At 44.9% G+C, this 24,063-nt stretch carries 21 protein-coding genes; 1 reads left to right on the plus strand and 20 read right to left on the minus strand.

The features are described 5' to 3' along the window. The first annotated feature begins 18 nt into the window (after positions 1 to 18). Entirely contained in the window at positions 19 to 372 is a 354-nt protein-coding gene (gene panD, locus KTR07_RS02230; RefSeq protein WP_113748732.1) for an aspartate 1-decarboxylase, read from the plus strand. 74 nt (positions 373 to 446) lie between these two features. Here the strand turns inward: panD and KTR07_RS02235 are convergent, their stop codons facing one another. The 20 genes from KTR07_RS02235 to KTR07_RS02330 all read right to left on the minus strand — a co-directional run bounded on the left by KTR07_RS02235 (position 447) and on the right by KTR07_RS02330 (position 24,057). Further along, complete coding sequence (locus KTR07_RS02235) at positions 447 to 2,738, minus strand: bifunctional dihydroorotate dehydrogenase B NAD binding subunit/NADPH-dependent glutamate synthase (protein WP_055216876.1); 2,292 nt, start codon at positions 2,736 to 2,738, stop codon at positions 447 to 449. A gap of 144 nt (positions 2,739 to 2,882) precedes the next feature. After that, positions 2,883 to 4,094 (minus strand): glucose/galactose MFS transporter, encoded by a 1,212-nt coding sequence (gene gluP / locus KTR07_RS02240; RefSeq protein WP_055216878.1) that lies wholly within the window; start codon positions 4,092 to 4,094, stop codon positions 2,883 to 2,885. 82 nt (positions 4,095 to 4,176) lie between these two features. Beyond that, a complete protein-coding gene (serS, locus tag KTR07_RS02245) occupies positions 4,177 to 5,451 on the minus strand; it encodes a serine--tRNA ligase (protein WP_055216881.1) in 1,275 nt (424 codons plus the stop codon). 149 nt (positions 5,452 to 5,600) lie between these two features. After that, entirely contained in the window at positions 5,601 to 5,870 is a 270-nt protein-coding gene (rpmA, locus tag KTR07_RS02250; RefSeq protein WP_055216883.1) for a 50S ribosomal protein L27, read from the minus strand. Between the two features lie 21 nt (positions 5,871 to 5,891). After that, positions 5,892 to 6,209 carry a 50S ribosomal protein L21 gene (gene rplU / locus KTR07_RS02255; protein ID WP_008759984.1) on the minus strand — a complete coding sequence of 106 codons (318 nt, stop codon included), beginning with the start codon at positions 6,207 to 6,209 and terminating at the stop codon, positions 5,892 to 5,894. Between the two features lie 159 nt (positions 6,210 to 6,368). Further along, positions 6,369 to 7,010: an HAD-IA family hydrolase gene (locus tag KTR07_RS02260; RefSeq protein ID WP_113748934.1), complete on the minus strand. Its 642-nt coding sequence runs from the start codon at positions 7,008 to 7,010 to the stop codon at positions 6,369 to 6,371. Next, positions 7,010 to 7,894 (minus strand): TraB/GumN family protein, encoded by an 885-nt coding sequence (locus tag KTR07_RS02265; RefSeq protein ID WP_113748731.1) that lies wholly within the window; start codon positions 7,892 to 7,894, stop codon positions 7,010 to 7,012. Before KTR07_RS02265 ends, KTR07_RS02260 begins: the two co-directional genes overlap by 1 nt. A gap of 26 nt (positions 7,895 to 7,920) precedes the next feature. Next, on the minus strand, positions 7,921 to 8,433 hold the full coding sequence (locus KTR07_RS02270; RefSeq protein ID WP_054958844.1) for a C40 family peptidase: 513 nt from the start codon (positions 8,431 to 8,433) through the stop codon (positions 7,921 to 7,923). A gap of 42 nt (positions 8,434 to 8,475) precedes the next feature. Further along, a complete protein-coding gene (locus KTR07_RS02275; protein WP_055216889.1) occupies positions 8,476 to 9,180 on the minus strand; it encodes an ABC transporter ATP-binding protein in 705 nt (234 codons plus the stop codon). A 50-nt stretch (positions 9,181 to 9,230) separates the two neighbouring features. Continuing rightward, positions 9,231 to 10,724 carry a DUF5687 family protein gene (locus KTR07_RS02280; protein ID WP_165938062.1) on the minus strand — a complete coding sequence of 498 codons (1,494 nt, stop codon included), beginning with the start codon at positions 10,722 to 10,724 and terminating at the stop codon, positions 9,231 to 9,233. A gap of 22 nt (positions 10,725 to 10,746) precedes the next feature. After that, a complete protein-coding gene (locus KTR07_RS02285; RefSeq protein ID WP_113748730.1) occupies positions 10,747 to 13,587 on the minus strand; it encodes a pitrilysin family protein in 2,841 nt (946 codons plus the stop codon). Between the two features lie 82 nt (positions 13,588 to 13,669). Continuing rightward, complete coding sequence (gene kdsA, locus KTR07_RS02290) at positions 13,670 to 14,470, minus strand: 3-deoxy-8-phosphooctulonate synthase (protein ID WP_113748729.1); 801 nt, start codon at positions 14,468 to 14,470, stop codon at positions 13,670 to 13,672. An 83-nt stretch (positions 14,471 to 14,553) separates the two neighbouring features. After that, positions 14,554 to 15,480, minus strand: coding sequence for a diacylglycerol kinase family protein (locus KTR07_RS02295; protein WP_008759992.1), 927 nt, complete (start codon positions 15,478 to 15,480; stop codon positions 14,554 to 14,556). An 80-nt stretch (positions 15,481 to 15,560) separates the two neighbouring features. After that, the gene (miaA, locus tag KTR07_RS02300) at positions 15,561 to 16,481 is read right to left on the minus strand and encodes a tRNA (adenosine(37)-N6)-dimethylallyltransferase MiaA (protein ID WP_008759993.1); all 921 of its coding nucleotides are present in this window, start codon (positions 16,479 to 16,481) and stop codon (positions 15,561 to 15,563) included. Positions 16,482 to 16,620: 139 nt separating this feature from the next. After that, the gene (locus tag KTR07_RS02305; protein ID WP_113748728.1) at positions 16,621 to 19,263 is read right to left on the minus strand and encodes a TonB-dependent receptor plug domain-containing protein; all 2,643 of its coding nucleotides are present in this window, start codon (positions 19,261 to 19,263) and stop codon (positions 16,621 to 16,623) included. A gap of 11 nt (positions 19,264 to 19,274) precedes the next feature. Further along, positions 19,275 to 20,480 (minus strand): ABC transporter permease, encoded by a 1,206-nt coding sequence (locus KTR07_RS02310; protein WP_113748727.1) that lies wholly within the window; start codon positions 20,478 to 20,480, stop codon positions 19,275 to 19,277. Between the two features lie 45 nt (positions 20,481 to 20,525). After that, a complete protein-coding gene (locus KTR07_RS02315) occupies positions 20,526 to 21,170 on the minus strand; it encodes an ATP-binding cassette domain-containing protein (RefSeq protein ID WP_165938061.1) in 645 nt (214 codons plus the stop codon). A gap of 16 nt (positions 21,171 to 21,186) precedes the next feature. Further along, positions 21,187 to 22,734, minus strand: coding sequence for a DUF4836 family protein (locus KTR07_RS02320; RefSeq protein WP_113748932.1), 1,548 nt, complete (start codon positions 22,732 to 22,734; stop codon positions 21,187 to 21,189). A gap of 21 nt (positions 22,735 to 22,755) precedes the next feature. Next, positions 22,756 to 23,454, minus strand: a complete 699-nt coding sequence (locus KTR07_RS02325; protein WP_113748725.1) for a 16S rRNA (uracil(1498)-N(3))-methyltransferase — start codon at positions 23,452 to 23,454, stop codon at positions 22,756 to 22,758. Between the two features lie 6 nt (positions 23,455 to 23,460). After that, on the minus strand, positions 23,461 to 24,057 hold the full coding sequence (locus tag KTR07_RS02330) for a bifunctional nuclease family protein (protein ID WP_113748724.1): 597 nt from the start codon (positions 24,055 to 24,057) through the stop codon (positions 23,461 to 23,463). Between the last annotated feature and the right edge of the window lie 6 nt (positions 24,058 to 24,063).

A 24,063-nucleotide genomic window follows, 5' to 3' on the forward strand; every position in this document is an offset into this window, starting at 1 on the left:
AAAAAAAGACGAAACCTTATGATGATTGAAGTGTTGAAGTCGAAAATTCATTGTGCACGTGTCACAGAGGCAAACTTGAACTACATGGGTAGTATCACGATTGACGAAGACCTGCTGGATGCTGCCAACATGATTCCGGGAGAAAAAGTGTACATCGCTGATAACAACAATGGCGAACGCTTTGAAACCTACATTATCAAAGGTGAACGCGGTTCCGGTAAGATTTGTCTGAACGGTGCTGCCGCCCGCAAGGTGCAACCGGATGATATTGTGATTATCATGTCGTACGCATTGATGGATTTTGAGGAAGCGAAGTCGTTTAAACCGACCGTGATTTTCCCGGACCCTGCGACGAATAGCGTACTGAAGTAAGAAGTATCTTGTGATAAGAAAGCCCCGTTTGCATTCAGCAGACGGGGCTTTCTGTTATAATAAGGTGGTCCTTTTTACTTGCTTTGCAGTTGTTCATTCATGGCAGCAGCGGCTTTACGGCCATCTCCCATGGCAAGGATTACGGTAGCTCCGCCACGCACAATGTCTCCGCCGGCATAGATCATCGGAATAGATGATTCCATATTGTCATCTACGGCAATGGTTCCTTTGCGTCCTAATTCCAGTCCTTTAATGGAACTCGGAACAATCGGGTTCGGAGATACACCGACACTGACGATGGCCAGATCGATATCGATTGTTTCCGTAGCTCCCGGAATGGCTACAGGGCTGCGACGTCCGGAAGCATCCGGCTCTCCTAATTCCATCTTCTGGAGAATGACCTGTTTCACGCAACCTTGTTCGTCGGCAATATATTCAATCGGATTGTGCAATGTCAGGAATTCGACTCCTTCTTCTTTGGCATGCTTCACTTCCTCGATACGTGCAGGCATTTCTTCTTCCGAACGGCGGTAGATGATCATAGCACGTTCAGCACCCAGGCGTTTGGCTGTACGGACAGAGTCCATAGCAGTATTACCACCACCGATGACAGCCACATTCTTGCCGAAAGCTACCGGAGTGTCAGAGTCTTCGCTCGCAGCATCCATTAGGTTGACACGGGTGAGGTATTCGTTGGAAGACATGATATTGATCGAGTTTTCGCCCGGTATATTCATAAAGTTAGGCAGACCGGCACCGGAAGCGACAAATATTCCTTTAAAACCTTCTTCCTTCAAATCTTCCACACTGATTGTTTTTCCTACGATACAGTCTTTGATGAAAGTAACGCCCATTTGAACGAGATTGTCTATTTCTACATCTACAATCTTGTTTGGCAGACGGAATTCCGGAATACCATATTTTAATACACCACCGATTTCGTGGAGTGCCTCGAATACTGTTACATCATAACCGTATTTTGCCATATCACCTGCGAATGATAATCCGGCAGGACCCGAACCGATCACCGCTACTTTGATGCCGTTCTTTTCGGCAATGACAGGTACTGAAATCTGTCCGCTTTCACGTTCGAAGTCGGCAGCGAAGCGTTCCAGATAACCGATAGCTACCGGTTTTTCATTCATCTTCAAGTGTATACATTTAGATTCACATTGCTTTTCCTGTGGGCAGACACGGCCGCATACAGCCGGAAGCGCACTTGTCTCTTTCAGTGTTTTGGCTGCTTCGAGGAATTCGCCACGCTCGATGTTCTTAATGAAGCGCGGAATGTCGATACCTACCGGACACCCTTCCATACATCCAGGGTTAGCACAGTCCAGACAACGCTTGGCTTCTGTAACTGCTTGCTCGGCGGTCAGACCCTGGTTTACTTCTTCCTTGCGGCTATGTGAACGGTATTCGGCATCAAGTTCGTTCATCTCGACACGTGGAATAGCTGTACGTTCTTTCGGTTTCATCGATTTGCGCAGTTCCTGTCTCCAGGCTGCGTTGCGGCTTTTCTCATCTATCTCTTTCGTTGCTTCACATTCGGGCTGGAGTTTGTTCATCTCTTCACGCTCAATCTTTTTGAACGCACCCATACGTTTCAACATTTCATCAAAGTCCACCTGATGACCGTCGAATTCGGGACCGTCGACACAAACGAACTTCGTTTTTCCTCCTACCGTGATACGGCAAGCACCACACATACCGGTTCCGTCTACCATGATGGTATTTAATGAAACGTCGGTAGGAATCTCATATTTCTTTGTCAGCAGACAAACGAACTTCATCATGATAGCAGGGCCGATGGCGAAGCATTTATCCACCTTTTCACGTTTGATGACTTCTTCCACGCCTTCAGTTACCAGACCTTTACGCCCGTAAGAGCCGTCGTCTGTCATGATAATCACCTCATCGGAGCTTTCGCGCATTTCTTTTTCCAGAATGATAAGGTCTTTGTTACGTCCTGCCAATACAGTGATCACTTTATTTCCGGCAGCTTTCAAAGCCTGCACGATAGGAAGCATCGGAGCAACACCTACACCACCACCAGCACAAACAACTGTTCCGAAATTCTCAATATGAGTAGCTTGTCCGAGCGGACCTACTACGTCAGTGATATAATCACCTTCGTTCAATTCACAAAGACGGGTAGAGGAGAGCCCGACTTCCTGTATCACCAGAGTGATGGTGCCTTTCTTCAAATCAGAACCGGCAATCGTCAGAGGCATACGTTCTCCCTTGTCGCCTACACGTACAATGACGAAGTGTCCGGCTTTGCGGGATTTAGCAATTAAAGGAGCTTCAATTTCAAGTTTAAACACTTTCTCAGAAAAGCGTTCTTTGCTAATGATTTTGTTCATTATCTAATTAATTTGTTGGTATTATTACGTAACTGCTATCAGAATGTTATAAATTTCGGCAAAGATACGGCTTATTTACGAAATATAAAAAGAAAAGTCACTCTTTTGATGAGTGACTTTCCATATCCATGTGAATATCTTTATTTATTTCGTTCTGATTTTATATCCGGCTACCCCATAATATAGAATAAACAGGAAGCAGGGAAGGCAAATCCAATATGCTTTCTGAATATCGGAAATGTCTTTCAGATAGCCGAATAAGGTAGGAATAACAGCACCGCCTGCCATTGCCATGATCAGAAGAGATGAACCGGATTTGGTGAACTTTCCTAAATCTGCCATAGCCAAAGGCCACAGGGCAGGCCACATTAAAGAACATCCCAATGCCATAAATGAGATGAAATAGATGGATATATCAGCAGGTGTAAGTACTACCAGTACGGAACCGATGATAGCCAGAACCGAACAAATCTTCAGTGCTGTAGCCTGGCTCATATATTTAGGGATGAAGATGATGCCGCAGATGTAACCGATCACAATGCCTATCGGAGCAATCCAGGCATACATTGCTGCATTTTCCAAATGAAGGCTGGTGGCATAATCTACTAATGTACCCAGTGATACGGTTTCTACACCTACATATAAGAAGAGGGCAAGACAGCCTAATAATAAATGCGGGAATTGCCAGATGGAAGTTTTCTTTGCAGCGTAAGGACAGGCTTCGGCTGCCTCTTCGCTGTCATCTTCGCCGACGGCTTTGACTTCCGGTAGGGGAGCCATGTATGCGATAATACCTAGTGCGATGAATGCGGCGATAATAACGTAGAACGGCAGAAACAGGTCAGCTACCGTAATGTCGGTCACTTCTTTTCCGATAAGGAAAGCCAGGAATAAAGGTGGAATCGGCCATGCGAGTTTATTGCATATACCCATAATGCTGATACGTTTGGCGGCGCTGTCTATCGGTCCCAGAATCGTGATATACGGGTTTACGGCAGCTTGCAGATAAGCGTTGGCAGTTCCGCTGATAAAGGAAGCCAATAAAAACAGAGGAAAACTTTCATAGCTTGCCGATGGTATGAAAAGTCCGAAGGCTATGGCAAACATAAGGAATGACAGAACCATCGTCCGTTTGTATCCGATCTTTTTAATCGTAAGTCCTGCCGGATAACCAAAAATAAGAAACGGGATGAAAGTGGCAGCGATAATCAGATATGATTCCGCCGAACTGATTTCCAGCGATCCCTTCAATACGGGGACTAATACTGAGTTGATACCAAGGGCGAAGCCCAGTGAAAAGAACATGACGCCAATGAATGCCAATGGCAATGCAAAACTTTTTGTGTTTTTTGTCATGGGGGTAAATGTGTTAAAGGTTAATAAAGGAAACTCCTGTAAGGGGCAGAGATGTCTCATTCTTACAGGAGTAGAAAGTTTCTTAGTCTATCATTTCGAAACCGCAGTATGGAACCAATGCTTTAGGAATTCTAATTCCTTCGGGGGTTTGATTGTTTTCCAATAAAGCGGCGACGATACGTGGTAGTGCCAGTGCTGATCCATTTAATGTATGGCAGAGTTCTGTTTTCTTTTCTGCGCTACGGTAACGGCATTTTAGTCGGTTGGCCTGGTAAGTGTCAAAGTTGGATACGGAACTTACTTCCAGCCAGCGTTTCTGTGCTTCGGAGTATACTTCGAAGTCGAAACAAAGTGCAGCGGTAAAGCTCATATCACCACCACACAGGCGGAGTATGCGGTATGGAAGTTCCAGTTTCTGCAACAGGCCTTCTACGTGGTCAAGCATTTGCTGGTGAGATTCTTTGGAATGTTCCGGTTTGTCGATACGTACCAATTCTACTTTGGAGAATTCATGCAGGCGGTTCAGGCCGCGTACGTCTTTACCATAAGAACCGGCTTCGCGACGGAAACATTGTGTGTATGCGCAGTTCATGATCGGCAACTGCTTCTCTTCCAGGATAACATCACGGTAGATGTTAGTGACAGGTACTTCGGCTGTCGGGATCAGGTAGAGATCATCTACTTCGCAATGATACATCTGTCCTTCTTTGTCGGGAAGCTGTCCTGTGCCATAACCGGAAGCGGCATTGACTACTGTCGGCGGCATGATTTCTGTGTATCCGGATTTGCGTGCTTCGTCCAGGAAGAAGTTGATCAGGGCACGTTGCAGTTGGGCACCTTTTCCTTTGTATACGGGGAAACCTGCACCTGTAATCTTTACACCAAGATCGAAATCGATTAAATCGTATTTTTTAGCCAGTTCCCAGTGAGGCAGTGCATCTTTGGGAAGTTCTGTTTCCATGCCTCCCATCTTTTCTACGACATTGTCTTCGGCACCTACGCCTTCGGGTACGCTGTCATAAGGAATGTTAGGGATCGTATAAAGTACATTCTGCATGTCTGTAGCAGCCTGTGTCATGGTAGCGTCCAGTGCTTTGTTGCTTTCTTTCAGTTCGGCAACACGTGCACGTGCAGCTTCGGCTTCTTCTTTCTTTCCTTCTTTCATCAGCTGACCGATCGTGCGGGAAAGTGAATTAACCTCTGCCAGGTTCTTATCTAATAGGTTTTGCGTAGTACGTCTCTTGTCGTTGAGGGCGATGACTTCGTCAATCGTCTCTTTTGCATTCTTGAAATGCTTCTTTTCCAGTCCGCGGAGCACCGCCTCTGTATTTTCTGTAATTTGTTTAATGGTAAGCATATCTATACTTTTTATGAACTTTCTTTATTAAGGCTACAAAGATAAAGAAAAAACGAATAAGCGAGCAATGAAAATCTGCATAAAAAAAGAAAGGAGATGCAATCGTTTGGATTACATCTCCTTTTCTTGAATATTTTCAGTTGTGCAGGTTATGCTTCTGTTGCTTCAGCAGGGATGATAGAAACATATCTTCTGTCTTCTCTACCTACTTTAAAGCTAACTGTACCATCTACTAAAGCGAAAAGAGTGTGGTCTTTACCCATTCCGATGTTTTCACCCGGGTGGAATTCAGTACCTCTTTGACGAATGATAATATTACCTGCTTTGCAAGCTTCGCCACCAAATATCTTAACGCCTAATCTTTTGCTATGTGATTCGCGGCCGTTCTTAGAACTACCGACACCTTTTTTATGTGCCATTTCTTCTTACTTTTTAAATGATTAAGCTACTACTTCTGTGATTGTTAACTCTGTGAACTGCTGACGGTGACCGTTCAGTTTTCTGTAACCTTTTCTTCTTTTCTTGTGGAATACAAGCACTTTGTCACCTTTAACCAAGTTTGAAATAACCTGGCAAACAACTTTAGCACCCTCTACAGTCGGAGCACCTACAGTTACGTTTCCGTCTTTGTCTACCAAAAGAACTTTTTCAAATTCTACAGTTGAACCGTTTTCTGCACCTTCAATGTGGTGAACGAACAGTTTCTGACCAGCTTCTGCTTTAAATTGCTGACCGTTAATTTCTACAATTGCGTACATCTTATATATAATGTATAAGTTAGCTCCGGCGGGTGGTCTTTAATCACTTAAAGAGCTCTTTGTCGAACCCGTTGCGGAATAATCGGGCACAAAAGTACTTCTTTTATTTGTTTCAGACAAATATTTCCTTTATTTTTTTGCTGTTGTAGCAGAAGATAATCAGATATATAGCAAACCGGATAAGTTCTCCATAATAAACCGGTGCGGATATGCTCTGAGTTCGTCAACAGTAGTCATTCCATTAAGGACACCTGCAAAATCTACTCCCGCATTTTGTGCTGTTTCGGCATCTACAGTACTGTCTCCGATGTATAAGGTTTCTTGCGGAGTACTGCCCAGGTGTTCGAGAGCGAATTTTACTCCTTCCGGTGAAGGCTTGGCAGTTTGTACATCTTCTCCGCCTACCACTATGTCGAGAAAGTTTTCCGGCAGATACTCATCCAGAAAACTAAGTATACGGAAACGGTATTTAGTAGAGATAATGCCGATGCGGGCACCTCGCTCTTTTAGTTCTTTCAGAGTAGAGAGTGTATCAGGAAAAAGGCGGGTATTCACGTTCATGTGAACATCCGCTTCCTGTCTGTACTCTTGTCGAAAAGCGGTGAGCTGTTCCCAGTCGGTGACTCCGGTCAGTATGCTGAAAGATTCTTCCAGTGTTTTACCAATGGTACGTTTGATCGCTTCGTCGGTGACATTCGTATATTGGTGACGATTAAGTACATTTCTGAAACAAGTAACGATACCCCGTGATGAATCGGCTAGTGTATAGTCGAAATCGAATAAATAAGTTTTATAATTCATCATTTTACTGCTTCTACTGTATATCCCTGTTTTTTCAGTAAATTTAATAAGCCTTTATCACCCGGCAGGTGCAAAGCGCCGACTGCAACAAAGGTAGGAGCGGCTTTCATGATAGCCGCTAGTTTCTGTACCCATGTTTTATTGCGGTCGTAAATTAGGGCGTTTTCTTCTGCGGGAAGTGCATCACATTGATTTCCTTTGCGCTCTTCGTTGATTTTCAGCATGGTTTCCAAATCCTGTTTCATATAGGCATCTGTCAGTCTTTTGAGGCTTTCCACCTCTTTGTCGATGTTATTGAGGGTACACATGAGCAGTTGGGCCTGACGTTGCAGGGAAATTCCATTGTATAGCAGGTTAAACTGGAAATCCGGAGTTTCCAGTCCATCCACTCTTTTCCCTTTCTGCGTTGCCTGAGTCTGGAAATAAGTATCGAGCTGTTCTTGTGGATTATAGTTTCCGATGTGCTTGATGTACGCCACTACTGCTATGTTGTTCAGTAAGAAAGCCGGTTTGATTTTGGGTGCCATGTTGAGGTCCATCATCAGGTTCTCCTTGCAGAATTTATTAGCGGTTTCGTAATCTTCCGGTGAGAGGAGGGTAGTCAGAGTCGTATCGCTTTCGATCATCATCATTTTCTGCATCTTCTGGATGGTGGCCGGAGACTGGATATCCGACATTTTCAGTTCTCCATATACCTGTTGTGTTTCATCCATCGCTTTCTGTAGTCCGGCGATGCCGTCTTTGACACTCAACGGAGCGAGATGGTGAGTCCCCATAATGTATGAAGGGCTGCTAAGTCCGTTACCAGATACTTTCCATAAAAGCTGTGCGTTTGCGCTTAAAGCTACGCAGATAAATATGACTGCTCCAATAAACGATTTCATGATTCTATATGTTTTTAAGTTGATAATCAGCGAATTCTTCCTCCGGATATCCAGTGTCTGGTGTAATAGTCTTCGCTCAGTCGACTGACAATCACTCCTTTGCTGGTACTGGCATGAATGAATTTCCCATTTTTGAGATAGATACCTACGTGAGCTACCTTTTTTCGGGAACGGCTACTGCTGAAGAATACCAGATCGCCTTCTCGCAAATTCCGTTTGGCGACTTTGGTACTTTCTTTTCTCAGGTCTTCGGTATTTCGCGGAACCTGAGTACGGTATACTTTCCGGTATATCTGGTAGGTGAGTCCCGAACAGTCGGTACCGCGTTTTGAATCGCCGCCTCCACGATAAGGAACACCAATCCATTCGGCCGATTCCAGATAGAGCTTGTGGTTATCTTCCATATTGATGTCCACGCCCAGCAGGATGGAGGCGCGTGCCAGTGCCTGGTAATCCAGACGGGGAGCAGACGTGCGGCAGGAACTAAGGATAAGGATCAGTCCTGTCAGTATGAAGATTAGTTTGAAGTTCACTCTCATCGGCTATCTTTCTTTTCGTATATCGTAAAATTATAAGTAACTTTATTCTTCTACATTGAAGTAGTCTTCCAGTTCTTTTTCAGCAGAATTATTCTCATTCATAATATCCCGGATGATGACGCCATTCTCCAGCAGGGCAATACGCGGACATACATCTATCGTATGATTCAGATTGTGGCTGGAAATGATTACAGTTGCATTATGCTCTTCGCTATACTTTTTGAGCATATGTTTGATAATGGATTGCGAACTGGGATCGAGGAAATTGAACGGTTCGTCGAGTATCAGCAACTGAGGATAATGAAGCATAGCGGAGATGATGCCGATTTTCTGTTTATTACCGGCTGAGTAGTTACGGATCAGTTTCTTTTGTCCGATCACTTCTCCGCTCATCAGACGTTCGAACGGCAGAAGGCGTTCGTCCACCTCTTCTTTTTTCAGTCCGTACATTTTCCCGATAAAGTAGAAATACTCTTCCGGGGTAAGGTAGTCTATCAGAAATCCATCGTCAATGAAAGCACCTGTGAAGTTTTTCCAGTCTTCACTTTGACTGACGTCAATGTCATTGATGACAACATTCCCATTATCCGCTTTCAGTAAGTCGAGCATCAACCGGAAAAGTGTTGTTTTACCGGCACCGTTGTTTCCTACCAATCCGAGCATATCGCCTTGATTGATTTCATAGTGATCTATGTTTACGGCTATCTTTTCGCCGAATTTCTTTTGAAGATTATTGATGCTTATCATTGTCTTGGTATTTTTATCGTAAATGACTAATCGGTTCAATCGTAAATCTCTTATTGGCGGCTGTCTCTGAAGCCTTCCATATTCTCGTATCTCCGTTTCATGAAACGATTATAGACGTTTCTGATCCAAAGCGGAGAAGTCAGTGTGAATCCAAGCCCGATGGCGAGCAGGATAGAGTAGGCGACCGTTTCACCCAGAAATGCATTCAACACAGAATACAGGATCAATGGGATACCGAAAGCTCCGAAGTTGACAACCATTTGTATGGCACTGTTGGTCTGGCGGCTTGTCACTTTCTCGTTCAGTGCTACGGTCTGCTTATTGTAAACAGCCAGTTGGAAGAAACAAAAATAGATAAAACCGGTGGTATAGAAGAACCAGGCAAAGATACCCAGTAAGGGAACTTTATCCATTATAATGGCGGGAATCATCAAGACAAATGGGACGATCTCGCCGATAGTATAGATATAATATTTTGCTTTCAGCAGACTCATGATGGATTCTTTGCGGGACATTAGTCCGTCAATGTAATTGCCTTCGAAAGACATGAGCTGCGAAAGGATGATCATGCCGAATACGGCAAAGTTGTAAACACAGATAAAGGTAGTCATGGTGCTCGTGTCATAGAGGCTTGAAAAGCTAAGTATGCAGGAGAAGGCGATGACTACAAGGAGAACATTGCGCAATGCACCTTTGCAACGCCGGTTGCGCAAAAGCATTTTTAATTCCAACCGCATATATTCACCAACTTCTCCGTATCGCTCGAAGAATTTGTATTCTGAAACATGCTTGATGCGGGTGTCATCTACTTTTGCCAATTCAGCGTAGATGAGGCCGGACATGATTTTGCGGTTAATCAGCCATAAAATGGCTATGACAAGGATGGTACCGAGGAAACAGAGAATATTCCCGTTGATATATCCGTCTCCCAGGTCCATAAAGAAGTAGAACAGGGGACTGTCTTCGGGAATAAAGGCAAGGCAGCCCAGCCCACCGTAGAAAGCGACAGGGAGCAGCACCCACCAAATACGTTCATTGATTAGTGTGCGACATAACAGGTACCAGTAATTGTTGGCAACGATCAAAAGCCAGATTCCTATGAGATAGGTGAGTACACCTGAAATACCGAAATATTTGGTAATGGTAATGAAGGAAAAGGGGACGAACATAAACAACCAGAACAGGTTGAACAGACTAAGTCCCGAACGGATAAGCAGGAAATCGATGATCCGATTTCGTTTAACCGGCAACAGGAGGTAAGGTTTTACCTCCTGCGTCGGTGTTTTTTGGAACGGAATACGCAAGAGGAAGTCAAGTGCCAGAATAAATATCAGGGCAACGGCATTCATTACATGATATGGTTCCCGGTTGGGAACCATATCTGCAAAACCGAATGCAAACGTTGTACCGAAGAATATCAGGTATCCTGCCCAGAAAGCAACCCCGATATATCCGAATATTTTGGCAACTTTGTTCTTTTCATACATCGGATGCCGTTTGGAGGCGAGCCGTCCATGTTTGCGTAATTCGTTAAATATCATCATACTGTTGGTATGCTATAAAAGTTTATTTAGCTTCTTCTTCAGGTACGGTCATGATGACTTGGATTTCGTTGTTCTGTTTCATCAGCTTGGCAAGGAATTCCTGTACATCTTTTGCTGTGATGCTGTTGACCAACGTTTCATAGTCTTTTGTATAATCAATACCTGTGTAGAAATACTCATCCAGATTGCCCAGCCAGTAGCCGTTTTCCTTTTGAGCGTCTTTGTATTTTTTCAGCATATACTCTTTGATCTTCTGCATGTGTTCGGCAGACGGACCTTCTTTGGCCATTTTTTCCAACTGTTCGATGACGATGCCCGACAGTTTGTCTTTCTTGGCCGGATCGGTCTGGAATACAATCTGAAGCACGAGTTGTTCTTTCGGATATTTGGTGAGGCTTCCGCTGCAGCTTACGCCATAAGTACCGCCTTCTTTTTCACGGATTTCTGCGGTGTAAACCATATCCAATGCCTGATCGAGGATGCTGAGAGTAAGGTTGTTGCGTAAATCATATTTGCAAGTACCGTTGAACAGGAACATGATGGTTGCCATCGGTGTTTCTTGTTTCTTGGCAAACTCGTTCTTGTATTGACCCTTACGGATTTCCATCTTCGTATCTTTGAAAGTCTCTTTGCGATTGATAGATGGCAGACCACCCAGATATTTGGCGATCATCGGTTTCATTTTCTCAACATCAATGTTTCCTACAAAGTAGAATGTAAAGTCGCTCGCATCTTTGAAACGGTCTTTGTACATTTCCATTACACGGTCATAGTCGATCTTGTCCACCATGTTTTCTTTCATGCTGAAAGAACGTGGGTGATTGCCATACAATGCATAAGAGACTGTATCACTGAATGCGGTCATCGGATTAGCGTCAGCATTTTGCAATTCGGCTTTCATGCGGTTCTTGTATGATTCGAATGCTTCGTTGTCTTTGCGGGGAGCAGTGAAAGTCAGATAAGTCAGCTGCATCATTGTTTCAAAGTCCTTCGGAGAACAACTGCCGGAAACCGTTTCTGTTGTCGCGCTCACACCGGCTCCTACAGAAGCACGTTTGCCTGCAAGTGCTTTACTCAGGTCTACTTTGCTGAAGTTACCGATACCACCAACCATTGCTACGCTGTTGATTTGAGAGATATTCAGAATCTCTTTGTCGGGGAACTGGCTGCTACCACCAAGGCTGGTACCTTTCATCAGAATCTGGTCAGCTTTGTAGTCAGTTGTTTTGATATATACTTTCACACCGTTGGACAGAACAAGTTTTGTTGTTCCGTAAATATCTCCGGTTTTTTCAGAAACTATCTTTCCGCCTTTCGGCTCTTCTTTCAGCAATGGTTCGTTAGAAACCTTGTCTTCGTAAGGCTTCAGATCGAAAGATTTCATTTGTTTCAGCAAAGCAGCGATTTCTTCTTTCGTCGGGTATTTTACACCTTCCTTCTCCGGACCTGCCAACAGTACTACCTGATTGTTGTCAGTGATCAGCTGTTGCATCACTTGATTGATAGCCGCTACCGGAATGTTCGGAGCCAGCTGATTCATCATAGCGTATTCGTATTCAATGCCCGGCATCGGTTCGTTGTCAAGGAAGTTGCTGATGTATTCGTTGACATAAGTGTCGTTTTTCATCTTTTCGCGTTCATTGTAAGCAGATTCTACGCGTTGAAGATAGTTGGCACGGGCACGGTCATATTCAGTTTCGGTGAATCCGAAGCGGCGTGCGCGTTCAGTTTCTTCGAGAATCGTTTTCATGGCCAGTTCGATACCATCGATTTTGCTGCTGGCGTCTACTCCGAAAGCATTTTTGGTCTTGGCTACGAAGAAGTCGCCATAACCTGCACTTGCACCTGTAAAAGGAGGATTCGCTTGCTGACGGATTTCTGCCAAACGGCTGTTCAGCATTGTAACTCCCATGCTAATCATGTATTGAATGCCGTAATAGTTGATTGTATTCTTCAGCGAATCCGGGAAGGCTTCGCTCTTGAAGAAGAAGCTGATGGAAGGAGTTTCGATTTCTTTGTCCGTACCGATGAAGATTTGCGGTTCCTGATTGTTTGCTACCGGATAGTAGATACGTTCAGCCGGATTCACCGGAGCTTTTACGTCTGCAAATACCTTTTTCAGCTTTGCTTCCATTTCATCTACATTGATGTCGCCGACAATCATGATACCTTGCAGGTCCGGACGGTACCATTTCGCATAGTAGTCACGGATGTCCTGATAAGGGAAATTGTTGATTACATGGAGGCTTCCGATTGGCATACAGTCTGCATATTTGGAATCCGGATACATGACAGGCAGGGCATTGGTCATGATGCGCTGCATACCACTGTTGCGGCTTCTCCATTCTTCACGGATCACACCACGTTCTTTGTCGATTTCCTTGTCGGCAAGGTTGATGGCGCTTGACCAGTCATGCAGGATCAGCAGACAAGAGTCTACTACACTGACGTTGTCGGTAGGTACGTTGCTGATTCGGTATACTGTTTTGTCGATACTGGTGTATGCATTCAGGTTTGTTCCGAACTTGATACCTTTAGTCTCACACCAAGGCACGATGCCCAGTCCGGTTTCATCACCCGGGAAGTTTTTTGTTCCGTTGAAAGCCATGTGTTCAAGGAAGTGAGCCAGACCGCGCTGTTGCGGTTCTTCAAGGATGGAACCCACTTTCTGTGCAATGTGAAATTCGACGCGTTTTTCTGGGAGTGCGTTGTGTCGGATGTAATAAGTAAGCCCGTTGTCAAGTTTACCTATGCGGACATTTTTGTCCACGGGCAATGTTTGCATAGGTTGTGCAAGCACGAGTTGGAAGTTGCAGCATATAAAGAGAACTGCAATAAAAAATCCACGTAATAAATGTTTCATGTTCTATTTAGTTTATAAAAAAGTTGTCTGAAATATCTGTCGTATTCTTTTGTGTATAATCACAAACGGGCAGAAAAAAGAGTTATTTGATAGCTTCCCGTATTCTGACTAATTTCGTTAATAGTCCTTCCAGAAGGTCCAGCTTCAACATGTTTGCTCCGTCGCTCTTGGCTACGGCGGGGTTTTCGTGTGTTTCGATAAAGATACCGTCGGCTCCTACGGCGATGCCGGCTTTGGCTACGGTTTCGATCAGTTGGGGCATACCACCGGTCACTCCGCTGGTCTGGTTGGGTTGCTGCAATGAATGGGTGACATCCAGTATGACCGGATAACCGAACGTTTGCATTTCAGGAATCCCCCGGTAGTCTACTACAAGGTCCTGATAACCGAAGGTTGTTCCGCGTTCGGTCAGCATCACGTTCTTGTTGCCTGCTTCCACCACTTTGTCAGCGGCAAACTGCATGGCGAGCGGAGAGAGGAACTGTCCTTTCTTGATGTTAATCGTCTTGCCCGTTTTTGCAGCGGCAACCAGCAAATCCGTTTGACGGCAAAGGAAAGCCGGAATCTGGAGAATGTCTACGTATTCGGCAGCCATCTCAGCCTCGTTGGCCGAATGGATATCCGTCACTGTGGGGACTCCGAAAGTATCATGTACCTTTTTCAGCACTTTGAGTGCCTTCTCGTCACCGATACCTGTGAATGAATCAAGACGCGAACGGTTTGCCTTGCGGTAAGAACCTTTGAATACATAAGGAATCTGTAATTTTTCAGTGATTCCGACCACGCGCTCAGCGATGCGCATTGCCATCTCTTCACCTTCTATTACACATGGACCGGCCAGCAGAAAGAAATTACCAGCAGGATTGTTCTTAAGTTCGATCATTTTATTAATTACAAGTTACTAATTACTTATTTATAGTTTCATGAGTGAGGGGCTGCTTTTCGTTAGAAGCCCGGTTCTATCGGCTAATTCGGAATGATTAAAGTAGTCTTTTCTGATAATACACCTATCTCCAACGGGAAATGTCTTGCCAGCAAACGACCGTCCAAATCGACGGAAGCATTTTGTGCGCGGAGCACTTTCACTTTTCTTGTCCGATAGCTTTTCACCATCTTATGGTTCAGGATTCTTCCCTGAATCAGCATCCACAATCCCGAAATGATTTGCAGGAATTCCGGACGGTAGATGACGGATACATCCAGCCAGCCGTTGTATGGTACGGCACTCGGAGTCTGTCCCCAGCCCCAGGCGCTTCCTACACATACGGTCATGATGCGCCCGCGGATGTGCTCGTCATTGATACGAAGGTGCATCCGGTATAGTTTGCGTTCGAATATCAGCGAGAAGAGGGCGGCGACGTACGACAGGAATTTCACCCCCCAGAAGCGTTTGGTCTGGTCGGTGATTTTCACAATCCTTGCGCCTAGGCCGATGTTGACTGCGTTGAGGAAATAACGGCGTTGGTGTTCCTTGCCGTCGTAGAAGTTGCAAAAGCCTACGTCTATTTTCTTGAGACGGTGGTTGATGATACAGTCTACGGCAGGTTTGTATTCGGTACTGAGTCCCCAGTATTTGGCAAAGTCATTTCCGATACCGTTCGGGATCATGCCGAGGGCGATGTTCTCTTTGTCTTCGGCATCAGAGAGCATGATACCGTTGATGGCATCGTTCAGCGCACCGTCGCCACCTACGATGACAATGGTGCGATAGCCGTTGTTCGCCAGAATTTTGGCAAGACGTTCTACCGAACCGAAACCTTCGGATTGTACATAGTCATAGTTGACACCTTTGCTGTCCATGTACTCCTTGATTTCTTTCCATCGTTTCTGTACCTTTCGGGTACCTGCTTTGGGGTTGTAGATCACTCCCCATTTTCCAGGTTCTACACTCATAACCGTATTTCTATCCTAACTGTATTAACAATCGCATTCTTTATCTTTCACAGACCATTCGTAAATGACTGGCAAAGATACTAATTCCCTCGCAGTTTTTCTATCACAAAGGCTATCTTTTCTTCCATAGGCAGCTCTGCACTGACCCAGTGGATGGTAAATCCCCGACGTTCCATGCCGCGGAACCAAGTCATCTGACGTTTGGCGAACTGATGGATGGCCGTCTCCAGCTCAGTGAACATCTCTTCGTAAGTCAGTTTGCCTATGACGTATAACGTCAGGAATTTGTATTCCAGTCCGTAATAAATCAAGTCGTCCGGTGAAATACCTTGTTCTGTCAATCGCCTTACTTCGTCCACCATTCCTTCGTCCAACCGTTGTTTCAACCGTCGGGTAATCTTTTCGCGACGCAGTTCCCGATCGATATCTACTCCGATGATGAGGCTGTTCAATTTCGGAAACTCCCGTTCGGGAACCGGATGCACGGCATAATACTCCTCAATTTCTATCGCACGGATCGCACGTTTCACGGTATCCACATCCGTAGAGTTGTGCAATGTTTTATATTGCTTCAGGATTTCGGTCAGTTCTTCGAGAGAGTGATTAGCCAGACGGGCACGTAACTCCGGATTTTCCGGTACCGGCATCAGCTTATAGCCTTTCAGTACCGATTCCAGATACATACCTGTCCCTCCACATAAAACGGGCAGACAGCCTTTTTGTTTGATGGATTCGTAAGAAATCAGGAAATCTCGCTGATATTCGAAAACATTGTATTTATATCCGGGATCGGCGATATCAATCAAGTGATAAGGAATTGGATGTCCGTCGACTGTATAATCTGCCAAGTCCTTGCCCGTACCGAGGTCCATTCCCCGATAGATCTGACGAGAGTCGGCACTGATAATTTCTGTATTCAGTTCATGGGCTAATGCTGCAGCAAAAGGAGTTTTCCCTGAGGCTGTTGGCCCTAATATGGTGATTAAATCATAGTCCGGCATAGCTTTATTCTTTAATGACGGCAAAAATACAAAATAATTTTGACTCAATGGGTTGTTCGGATGTTTTTATCTGATTATTTAATAGGAAGCAGAACTCAAATTTGAACTACACAAAAGTTTGAAGAAGCATTGAGAAAAGCTACTTATTAATGGTCTGTAGGATGCGACATACCTTTCCATTCTTGTCCACGCCCTCGATAATGATATCTTCGGGAGCTGTGCTGTCTGGTGTATAGTATTCGATGGTCGCTTTGCCTTCGGCGTCTAACCGTAATTCCGGATTCCAGTAAACGGTACTCCGGAAGTCCGAACGCTGAGCGTTCTTCTTCTCGGGAGTATCATAAGTGGGGTGATAGAATTCTACGGACTCACTGTATCCCAGCGGCGTATAAGTGATAATTCCCTGCGCTGGTCTGGCCGGAAGATTTCTAGGGTCTTTCAGAGTGATGACAACGGCACCTCCGGAAGCACGGGGACCCAGTATGACGGCATCTGCTCCTCGAAGCAAACTGATACTGGACATATCACTGACTTGGATATCCTTCAAAATATCGGAAGCATCTTCATACACAATATCATCGATAACAATGATTGCCGGTTCGGAATTGTTGCGGATATGTATCTCACTTCCGTTCGTGATCGTAACGCTGGGTAGTCTGCTGGCTGCATCAAAAGCTGTCTGACCGTATCCTTGCAGTCTGTCTTCTTCTACAGTATAGGTGTTGATACCTCCCGTATAGATACTTTTTGAACTCGGACGTTCCCGCTTCGCTGTAACTGTCACTTCTTTCAGATTGTACACACGCATTCCCCCTTCCATGTAATACTGGTCACGGGTATTCATCAGATAATCTTCCATAAAGGTAGCTGCTCCGTTCAAATAAGGGGCTTTATGCGTAGCGACCGGGTACTGGGGAGGGTCCATAAGAATATCTACACCGGCAAATCCTTTCTTGGTGCGTGCCTGAACAAGGAATGTCGTGCTGTCTCTGAATGAGGTATTGACGATGAACTGGCCTTTCTCGTCTGTCTCGGTGGTGGCTATGATATTGTATTTGGGAGCCAGTACACAGATGGGACCTTTCTTTACGTTTGCTCCGAAGAATCCCATGATTCGTCCGCTGATGGTTTGTCCTTTTTCTATATAATTTGTGAAATTCAGCGAAGGAGTGCGGAGAACATTTTCCATTTTATGCCTGCGCCAGCCATGTGTCATCATCAGATAGTCGATGGAACGGAGCGTCCGGGCGTCCTGATTCAGAAAATAGTATGCGGGGTCTTCCACATATCCTTTCAGATCCGAAGTCAGCAGGAGATTGGACAGGATATTGTCGGCGAGAGAGTCGGGCTGAATACTTTTCCGGTCGGTGATGCTGACAGAGAAGGTTCCTTCTACCGGGTTACCTTCGTTGTCTTTGGCAGCAATCTGCAAAGATACCTTCTCTCTTTTTCCATACGTCGGTTGGTCTGCAGTGATTTGCCATTGATTCGGCTTATGATCCGGAACGAAAATCAACCGTTCGCTAAGTGCATTTCCTTGTTCATCAATCAGCATGAAGTGAGTGATCCCTTCCGTAAACAGGCTGTCATTCATCTTTCCGAAAGTTCTTTTCGGATTGATGGGTTGTAAAATGGCCAGTTTGCCACGGGTATGTGCAAGCAGGAATAGTTTCTGAGGCCATTCGGTTGCTTCTGTCTTTTGGATTTCGTAGCGAATCTCCTGTTTATAGTGCGACATGGCGATGGAGATTCCTTTCGGTTCTATGGCAGGAAGGTCAAATCGCTTGGTAATACTGTCATTGGTTCTTACCGTAACATAATAAGTCTCATTATCGACAGGATTCATCGTAAAGATACCCATACCGTTGTGTTCCGACCGGAAATTGGTAAGCGTGTCTCCTTTGGAGTTGAACAAGAAACCTTCGACTTCTTTAGAAAAACCGTCTGCTCCCTGTGCTTTGAAAGCGACATTCTGATGGGGAATGCTGAGCAGGGCACCGCCTTCGGGGAAAAACTTCACATCGAAATCATTGGTAAATACAGGAAGATGGAAAGTCCGTTTGTAGGTATATTGCGGATCGTCAAATTCTACTTCTATTCTGCGCGCTGCCGGAGATTTTAAATCGGGCAGGGAAATGGAGATCCAGCCGTTTTCGTCCGTCTTTTTTTTGCCTTTGTTTTTTATCTTACCATTCTCAAGGTACAGGTATTTGATCGTTGTATTTTCGAAAACAGCCTGTACGTTGCTTGTAAATTTGATTTTGGCAGTGTAATGTGTATCGTCTTCTTGCTGATACTCAATGCTCGAAACGATGGTATTGTCGATAGAGTTTCCTATCTTGATATTGCGCGAAAAGAAAAAGTCGGGGTCTTCATTCAGCATCCAGTTGCTGTACCCCCGCAGGTAGTAATCGCCTGCCGGAAGGGTGGCAGGGAGGGTGAAGGCGTTGTGGAATCCGAGAGAATCTCTGCGGATTTTCTTTCGTTCCACAATGGAGTCGGAACGGTTGATCAGTTCCGTAATGATAAAATTACTTTGTGAGTTGTCCTGATGGGTGGTGGCGTTCACCAGATAGCCTTTGAACCATATCTTTTCTCCGGCTCCATAGAAAGGCTTGTCCAGATGGAGGTACAACTTTTCTTTAGGAATTCTTTCCATCAGACTGAAGTTAGCTATAATCGTATCTTGCATGGTCTGTGCAGATAGCGATGAGAAATATAGAAGGACTCCCAAGAGTACTGTAATACTTCTTTTACTTTGAAGAGTAGTGGTGTTTTTCATATATTGTGTTTTTAATTTTTATGCATCCAGATAGAAAGAACTTTTCGCTTCACAGCCAGTATATTAATGACTGATACGATGAGGAATAAAAGAATACCCATACTGACAGCTGCCCATAACGAACCGGTTTCCAGTTGCGGGAAGAGGAGTCTGATACTCTCTATGTAATAGCTGCGCAGCCAGCATACCAATCCGACAGATAAAATCAGTACGATGATGTTCAGTCCTACGGTCAGTATCTGATAAGGCAGCGCCACTCTGTTGGGGCTGTAGCCTATCAGAAGCAGGCTTTCGAGTTTGGTTGTATTCTTTTGGAGCAGTAAGAATATACTGAGCATCAGGATATAGAATGACAGGATACTGATGAATAAACCTACTCCCAGCACAATGCCTACGATAAGGCGAAGGAAATAAGTAGTCTTTCCGGCATCCAGTTTCCCGTCTTCCGTCTCGTAGCCTTTCTTTTGAAAATAGCTGGCAATCGAAGAGTCGGCGGGATTGCTGACCTCGATGATCAGTCGGGCAGGTTGTGCCTCCGCGTCGGGGGCGAAGTTCTTGTTTGCCCAGTTCATGAAAGACTGCGGAACGAGAATCGTATTCAGACGGTTGGAAAAACCGACGATGTTTCCCTTGTATTGTTCTACCCGTCCGTTGCCCCGCATCATGATGTCCATCTGAATAAGTCCCATCAATCCTTCTGATAACTTAGGCAGACTGCGGCTTTGAGCAAAACCGAAGTTATACAGATTCAGATAATTGCGTGGGATGATGATGGGGATGGTATGTGTTTCTTCGTCAAAGTGCCATTTGTCGAGTTTGATATCTACAAATTCATCGGGAACTGACTCGAAGAACATATCCGTAGAGAGATGAATACCTGCTTCCTGCATTCCTAATCCTGCTGAAACTTTGAATTGAGAAGGGGTGAAAGCTCCTATTGTTTTGGTAAACGACTGTTTTTTCAGATCGGCGATGTCATCGGGAGAGAACGTATTGCTTTTTCCGGCAAAAGACCCGAGCGCACTGATTTTCTTGGTTGCTATGATGAAGTCTTTTTTCATAAAGCTGTCTCCTTCGGTGAATACGGGGATGACATCTTTATAAAACTGTACGCTGAGCAATACAATCATCATGCCGAATAAGTTGGCTAAAAAGAAACCGGCTAACTGACCGATACTGATATGTTGGCGGAGAAGTTTCCAGACAAGGGTATTCATTATGTTGTATTTTTATATTTTTAGGCGCGGATGACGCTGATTCTGTTATAGTTGGAGCACCTTCTTGTATGGCAGTTCGATATGTTTGCCAATGGACGTGGCGATGACTCCGGCACCTTGTTTCCCGGCTTCGTCGATGATGATTTCTCCCATGATGCGGCTGTTTTCATCATCCAGATGGCTGATAGGTTCATCCAGAAACAGGAAGTCGAACGGCTGGCAGAATGCACGGATAAAAGCAACCCGTTGTTGTTGGCCGAAAGAAAGTTTTCCGGCTTTCACGTTCAGCTTATCTGAGATACCCAGCTTTTCGAACAATGCAAGAATCTCTTTTTTCTTTTTGTGTCCGGTAAGGTTATTCTTCAGTTGTACGTTTTCTAGCGCTGTGAGTTCGGTGAAGATACGCAAGTCTTGAAAAAGCATACTCAGTGAATGCTTTCTCAGGTCTACCCATTGCTTCACGGAATATGCTTTGATATTGGTTTCATCGAAATTGATAATTCCTTGATAGTCGTTGCGATAGCCGTAAAGATAGCTGCACAACGATGATTTTCCGGTGCCTGAGGCGGCTTCTATCAGATACATTTCTCCTTTTCGGAAGATAAGGTCCTGATGCCATACATCAGAGGTCACCGAATTACGGTCAGCAAACACTTGGGGAAGTGTTTGCTGTAAGTGAATACTATTCATGCCGTTCATTTACGAATTACATGCCGGCGAATTGCTTGGCAAAATCTACGATTTGTTTGAGGGCATTGACATCTTTGTCTTTCAGGCAAAGGTCTGTTTCGCTTGTTTCTCCTTCCGAACTTACGGATAAATAAGAAACTTTGGAAGCGAGATCAGAATAAGTCTTGAACTCCTTGCCTCCGAAACCTACCAGCATCTTTACGACCGGTAAATCCAGTATGGCTTCAGCATTGATGGCCATAAATACGGTCTTGCCTTTCATATCTGCTGCGTAAGGAGCGTCTTTGATCGATTTGTCAACCGCTTTGCCAATGCTCTTGTAGAGCAGTTCGTCATTGGTGGCGTACATCTGGTTGTCCTTGATGCCGAAAAATATATTCATGCCTCTTGTTTTGTAGACATACTCGTCTTTGCCCAGTTCCATGATGTCTTCTCCTTTTCTCATGCCCAGTGCCTGTTTGTTCTTGTAAAGAGCTTCAAGAGCATTTCCATTCTTTACATCGGCATAAGCAAGGAAAGTAGGGGCGCTGTTCATGGTTACATTGATCAGTCCGGCAGAGATATCGCCGTTGAATGAGCTGAACAGTTCTTTTACTTCATCCGCTTTGGCGATAGACACGGTGCTGCGGAATTCTTTATTCTCACTCAGCAGATTGTAAAGTCCGTCTCCTTTTACGCCCATATTGATGAACATCAGCGTAGATGCCGGAAAGTATTTCACGAATGTGCCGTTTGTCTTTCCGAATGATTCCATTTGTTTTTTCAGAAGCGCTTTGACGGCGTCGTTCTCCGTGTAGTTTTCTGTTTTAAGGGCGATCTTGCCTTTTTCGAAGTTCAGTTCACCTAGGATGGTAATGTCTTCCGGTTTGATTTCAGCGGGAAGTCCCATGCTAATCTGGCTTCTGTAAGTAGAAGGGATTGCTGACATGGAGGCGAAGAAGTTGATATCACTCTTTTGCTTGGCTATTTTCTGGAAAGCTCCGGATTTCGCAATGCTGTTGTCGGCCGTCTGTTTCATCAGTTTGGTGATGGCTTCTTTGGCTGCTTCTGTCTGAGAAGTTCTGCTGGCAGAGATAATGATTGCAGTGGTTTCATTGAAAGCAAGCAAGTTGCCGCTCAGGGTAGTAAAGCTATATCCGTCCGCTTCGCTAACCGGCTGGCAGATTTGTTCTTTTGCCATCACATCAAGGGAGGCGTGCAAGTCATCTTCATTGCTGACTTTGGCAACGAATGCACCACCGGAAATCTGCGGAGAGCTAAAGATATAGATCGGCGCTTCCGGATCCAGACCGGATGCTCCCGGGTTGTTGATCACCTTCTCCAACTGTTGGAAAGTGGCGGCATTCATCCCACTCTTCATTGCTTCCAGCAGTTTCTGTTTAGCAGCTTCATTCTCTTTGTCATTCATTCCGGCTTTGTTGGCCAGTGATTTCAAATCAATAGAGGCAACAGCCGTAGCGTCTGCCGGTATTACGTTCGTATATTCCGTTTGTTTGGAACATGCTGCCAGAAACACAATCAGTACTGCCAGTACCGAGAGCCGTGAGATCATTTTCTTTGCCATACTCATACTATTTAAAAGTTATTATTGATTCAATAAGTTCATTGTGTGGCAAGCCACGAGTGCCGCTGTCTCTGTCCGAAGCCGTGATTTACCCAGGCTGATGGGAGTGAATCCGCGTTCGATGGCTTTCTTCACTTCCTCTTCGCTGAAGTCTCCTTCGGGACCGATCAGAACGAGAGCATCTTCTCCGGCTTTCAACACATTTTTCAGCTGAGGCTTTTCACCTTCGTAACAGTGAGCAATAAATTTCTGTCCTTGAAACTCTTGTGCGATGAACTTGTCGAAGTCCGTCATTTCGTTGAGTTTCGGCAGGCGAGCCTTAAGAGATTGCTTGATGGCTGATATCAGAATCTTTTCGATCCGTTCGGCTTTAATCACCTTGCGTTCGGAAAAACGGCAGTTGAGAAAAGTCAGTTCGTCAAATCCGATTTCCGTAGCTTTCTCGGCAAACCATTCATTGCGGTCCATATTTTTGGTCGGCGCCATGGCAATGTGCAGATGACACGGCCAGAGCGGTTCCTGAAAGATTGTTTCTTTGATGGCTACAAGGCAACGCTTGTTGGTTGCAACCGTGATTTCTGCTTTATAGAAATGTCCCTTACCGTCCGTAAGAGTGATTTCGTCTCCGATACCCAACCGCAGGACGCGGGTACAGTGTTGTGCTTCCTCTTCCGGAAGTTCGTTGTTTTTCTGTATATCGGGAGTATAAAATACGTGCATAATTGGTTACTGGTTTTGATTTCTTGAATTGATCCGGTCGCGTATCTTGGCAGCCAGTTCGTAATTCTCGTCTTTGATTGCTTGCTCCAATGCTTCTTCGAGTGACATCGAAGTAACGTTGCGAGGCAGATCCCGTTTCTTTTCGTCTTCCGATTCTTCATCAGACTCTTCAGGATGTCTTCTTTCCTCGTTCGATATCCGAAGGCATTCCTGTTCCAGAATGGATTCATAAATGAGGATCGGACATTCAGCACGGATTGCCATACCGACAGCATCCGAGGTACGTGTATCGATACGTATAATTTCTTCGTCTTTTTTAAGGTAAATGTAGGAATAGAAAATACCGTCCTTCGCCTTGTAGATCAATACGCGGAGCAAACTAGCTCCTAATACGCCGATAATGGTCATGAACAGGTCGTGTGTCAGAGGGCGGGGAGTTTTGACCCCCTTCATATACAGGGCGGTTGCCTGAGCTTCAGCGGGACCTATGATGATAGGCAGTTGCCGTTCACCGTTCACTTCACCCAACAGTAGGGCAAAAGCGCCTACTTGCGCTTGGCTATTTGTGATATTTAAAACTTGTAATTCTACTTTTTTGTCCATTGTTCT

The organism is Bacteroides sp. MSK.20.82, assembly GCF_019052485.1.
GTDB lineage: Bacteria > Bacteroidota > Bacteroidia > Bacteroidales > Bacteroidaceae > Bacteroides > Bacteroides thetaiotaomicron.

What these genes read in the sequence shown, in the direction of transcription:
- kdsA (WP_113748729.1), bottom strand. Translation starts at nt 14,470, where the DNA reads ATGATCGAACTTAAGAACAATCCTGCTGGTAATTTCTTTCTGCTGGCC.
- KTR07_RS02270 (WP_054958844.1), bottom strand. Translation starts at nt 8,433, where the DNA reads ATGAGAGTGAACTTCAAACTAATCTTCATACTGACAGGACTGATCCTT.
- miaA (WP_008759993.1), bottom strand. Translation starts at nt 16,481, where the DNA reads ATGCCGGACTATGATTTAATCACCATATTAGGGCCAACAGCCTCAGGG.
- KTR07_RS02305 (WP_113748728.1), bottom strand. Translation starts at nt 19,263, where the DNA reads ATGAAAAACACCACTACTCTTCAAAGTAAAAGAAGTATTACAGTACTC.
- KTR07_RS02315 (WP_165938061.1), bottom strand. Translation starts at nt 21,170, where the DNA reads ATGAATAGTATTCACTTACAGCAAACACTTCCCCAAGTGTTTGCTGAC.
- KTR07_RS02235 (WP_055216876.1), bottom strand. Translation starts at nt 2,738, where the DNA reads ATGAACAAAATCATTAGCAAAGAACGCTTTTCTGAGAAAGTGTTTAAA.
- gluP (WP_055216878.1), bottom strand. Translation starts at nt 4,094, where the DNA reads ATGACAAAAAACACAAAAAGTTTTGCATTGCCATTGGCATTCATTGGC.
- rpmA (WP_055216883.1), bottom strand. Translation starts at nt 5,870, where the DNA reads ATGGCACATAAAAAAGGTGTCGGTAGTTCTAAGAACGGCCGCGAATCA.
- KTR07_RS02280 (WP_165938062.1), bottom strand. Translation starts at nt 10,724, where the DNA reads ATGATGATATTTAACGAATTACGCAAACATGGACGGCTCGCCTCCAAA.
- KTR07_RS02260 (WP_113748934.1), bottom strand. Translation starts at nt 7,010, where the DNA reads ATGAATTATAAAACTTATTTATTCGATTTCGACTATACACTAGCCGAT.
- KTR07_RS02275 (WP_055216889.1), bottom strand. Translation starts at nt 9,180, where the DNA reads ATGATAAGCATCAATAATCTTCAAAAGAAATTCGGCGAAAAGATAGCC.
- KTR07_RS02295 (WP_008759992.1), bottom strand. Translation starts at nt 15,480, where the DNA reads ATGAGTGTAGAACCTGGAAAATGGGGAGTGATCTACAACCCCAAAGCA.
- KTR07_RS02285 (WP_113748730.1), bottom strand. Translation starts at nt 13,587, where the DNA reads ATGAAACATTTATTACGTGGATTTTTTATTGCAGTTCTCTTTATATGC.
- KTR07_RS02330 (WP_113748724.1), bottom strand. Translation starts at nt 24,057, where the DNA reads ATGGACAAAAAAGTAGAATTACAAGTTTTAAATATCACAAATAGCCAA.
- rplU (WP_008759984.1), bottom strand. Translation starts at nt 6,209, where the DNA reads ATGTACGCAATTGTAGAAATTAACGGTCAGCAATTTAAAGCAGAAGCT.
- KTR07_RS02325 (WP_113748725.1), bottom strand. Translation starts at nt 23,454, where the DNA reads ATGCACGTATTTTATACTCCCGATATACAGAAAAACAACGAACTTCCG.
- panD (WP_113748732.1), top strand. Translation starts at nt 19, where the DNA reads ATGATGATTGAAGTGTTGAAGTCGAAAATTCATTGTGCACGTGTCACA.
- serS (WP_055216881.1), bottom strand. Translation starts at nt 5,451, where the DNA reads ATGCTTACCATTAAACAAATTACAGAAAATACAGAGGCGGTGCTCCGC.
- KTR07_RS02320 (WP_113748932.1), bottom strand. Translation starts at nt 22,734, where the DNA reads ATGGCAAAGAAAATGATCTCACGGCTCTCGGTACTGGCAGTACTGATT.
- KTR07_RS02265 (WP_113748731.1), bottom strand. Translation starts at nt 7,894, where the DNA reads ATGAAATCGTTTATTGGAGCAGTCATATTTATCTGCGTAGCTTTAAGC.
- KTR07_RS02310 (WP_113748727.1), bottom strand. Translation starts at nt 20,480, where the DNA reads ATGAATACCCTTGTCTGGAAACTTCTCCGCCAACATATCAGTATCGGT.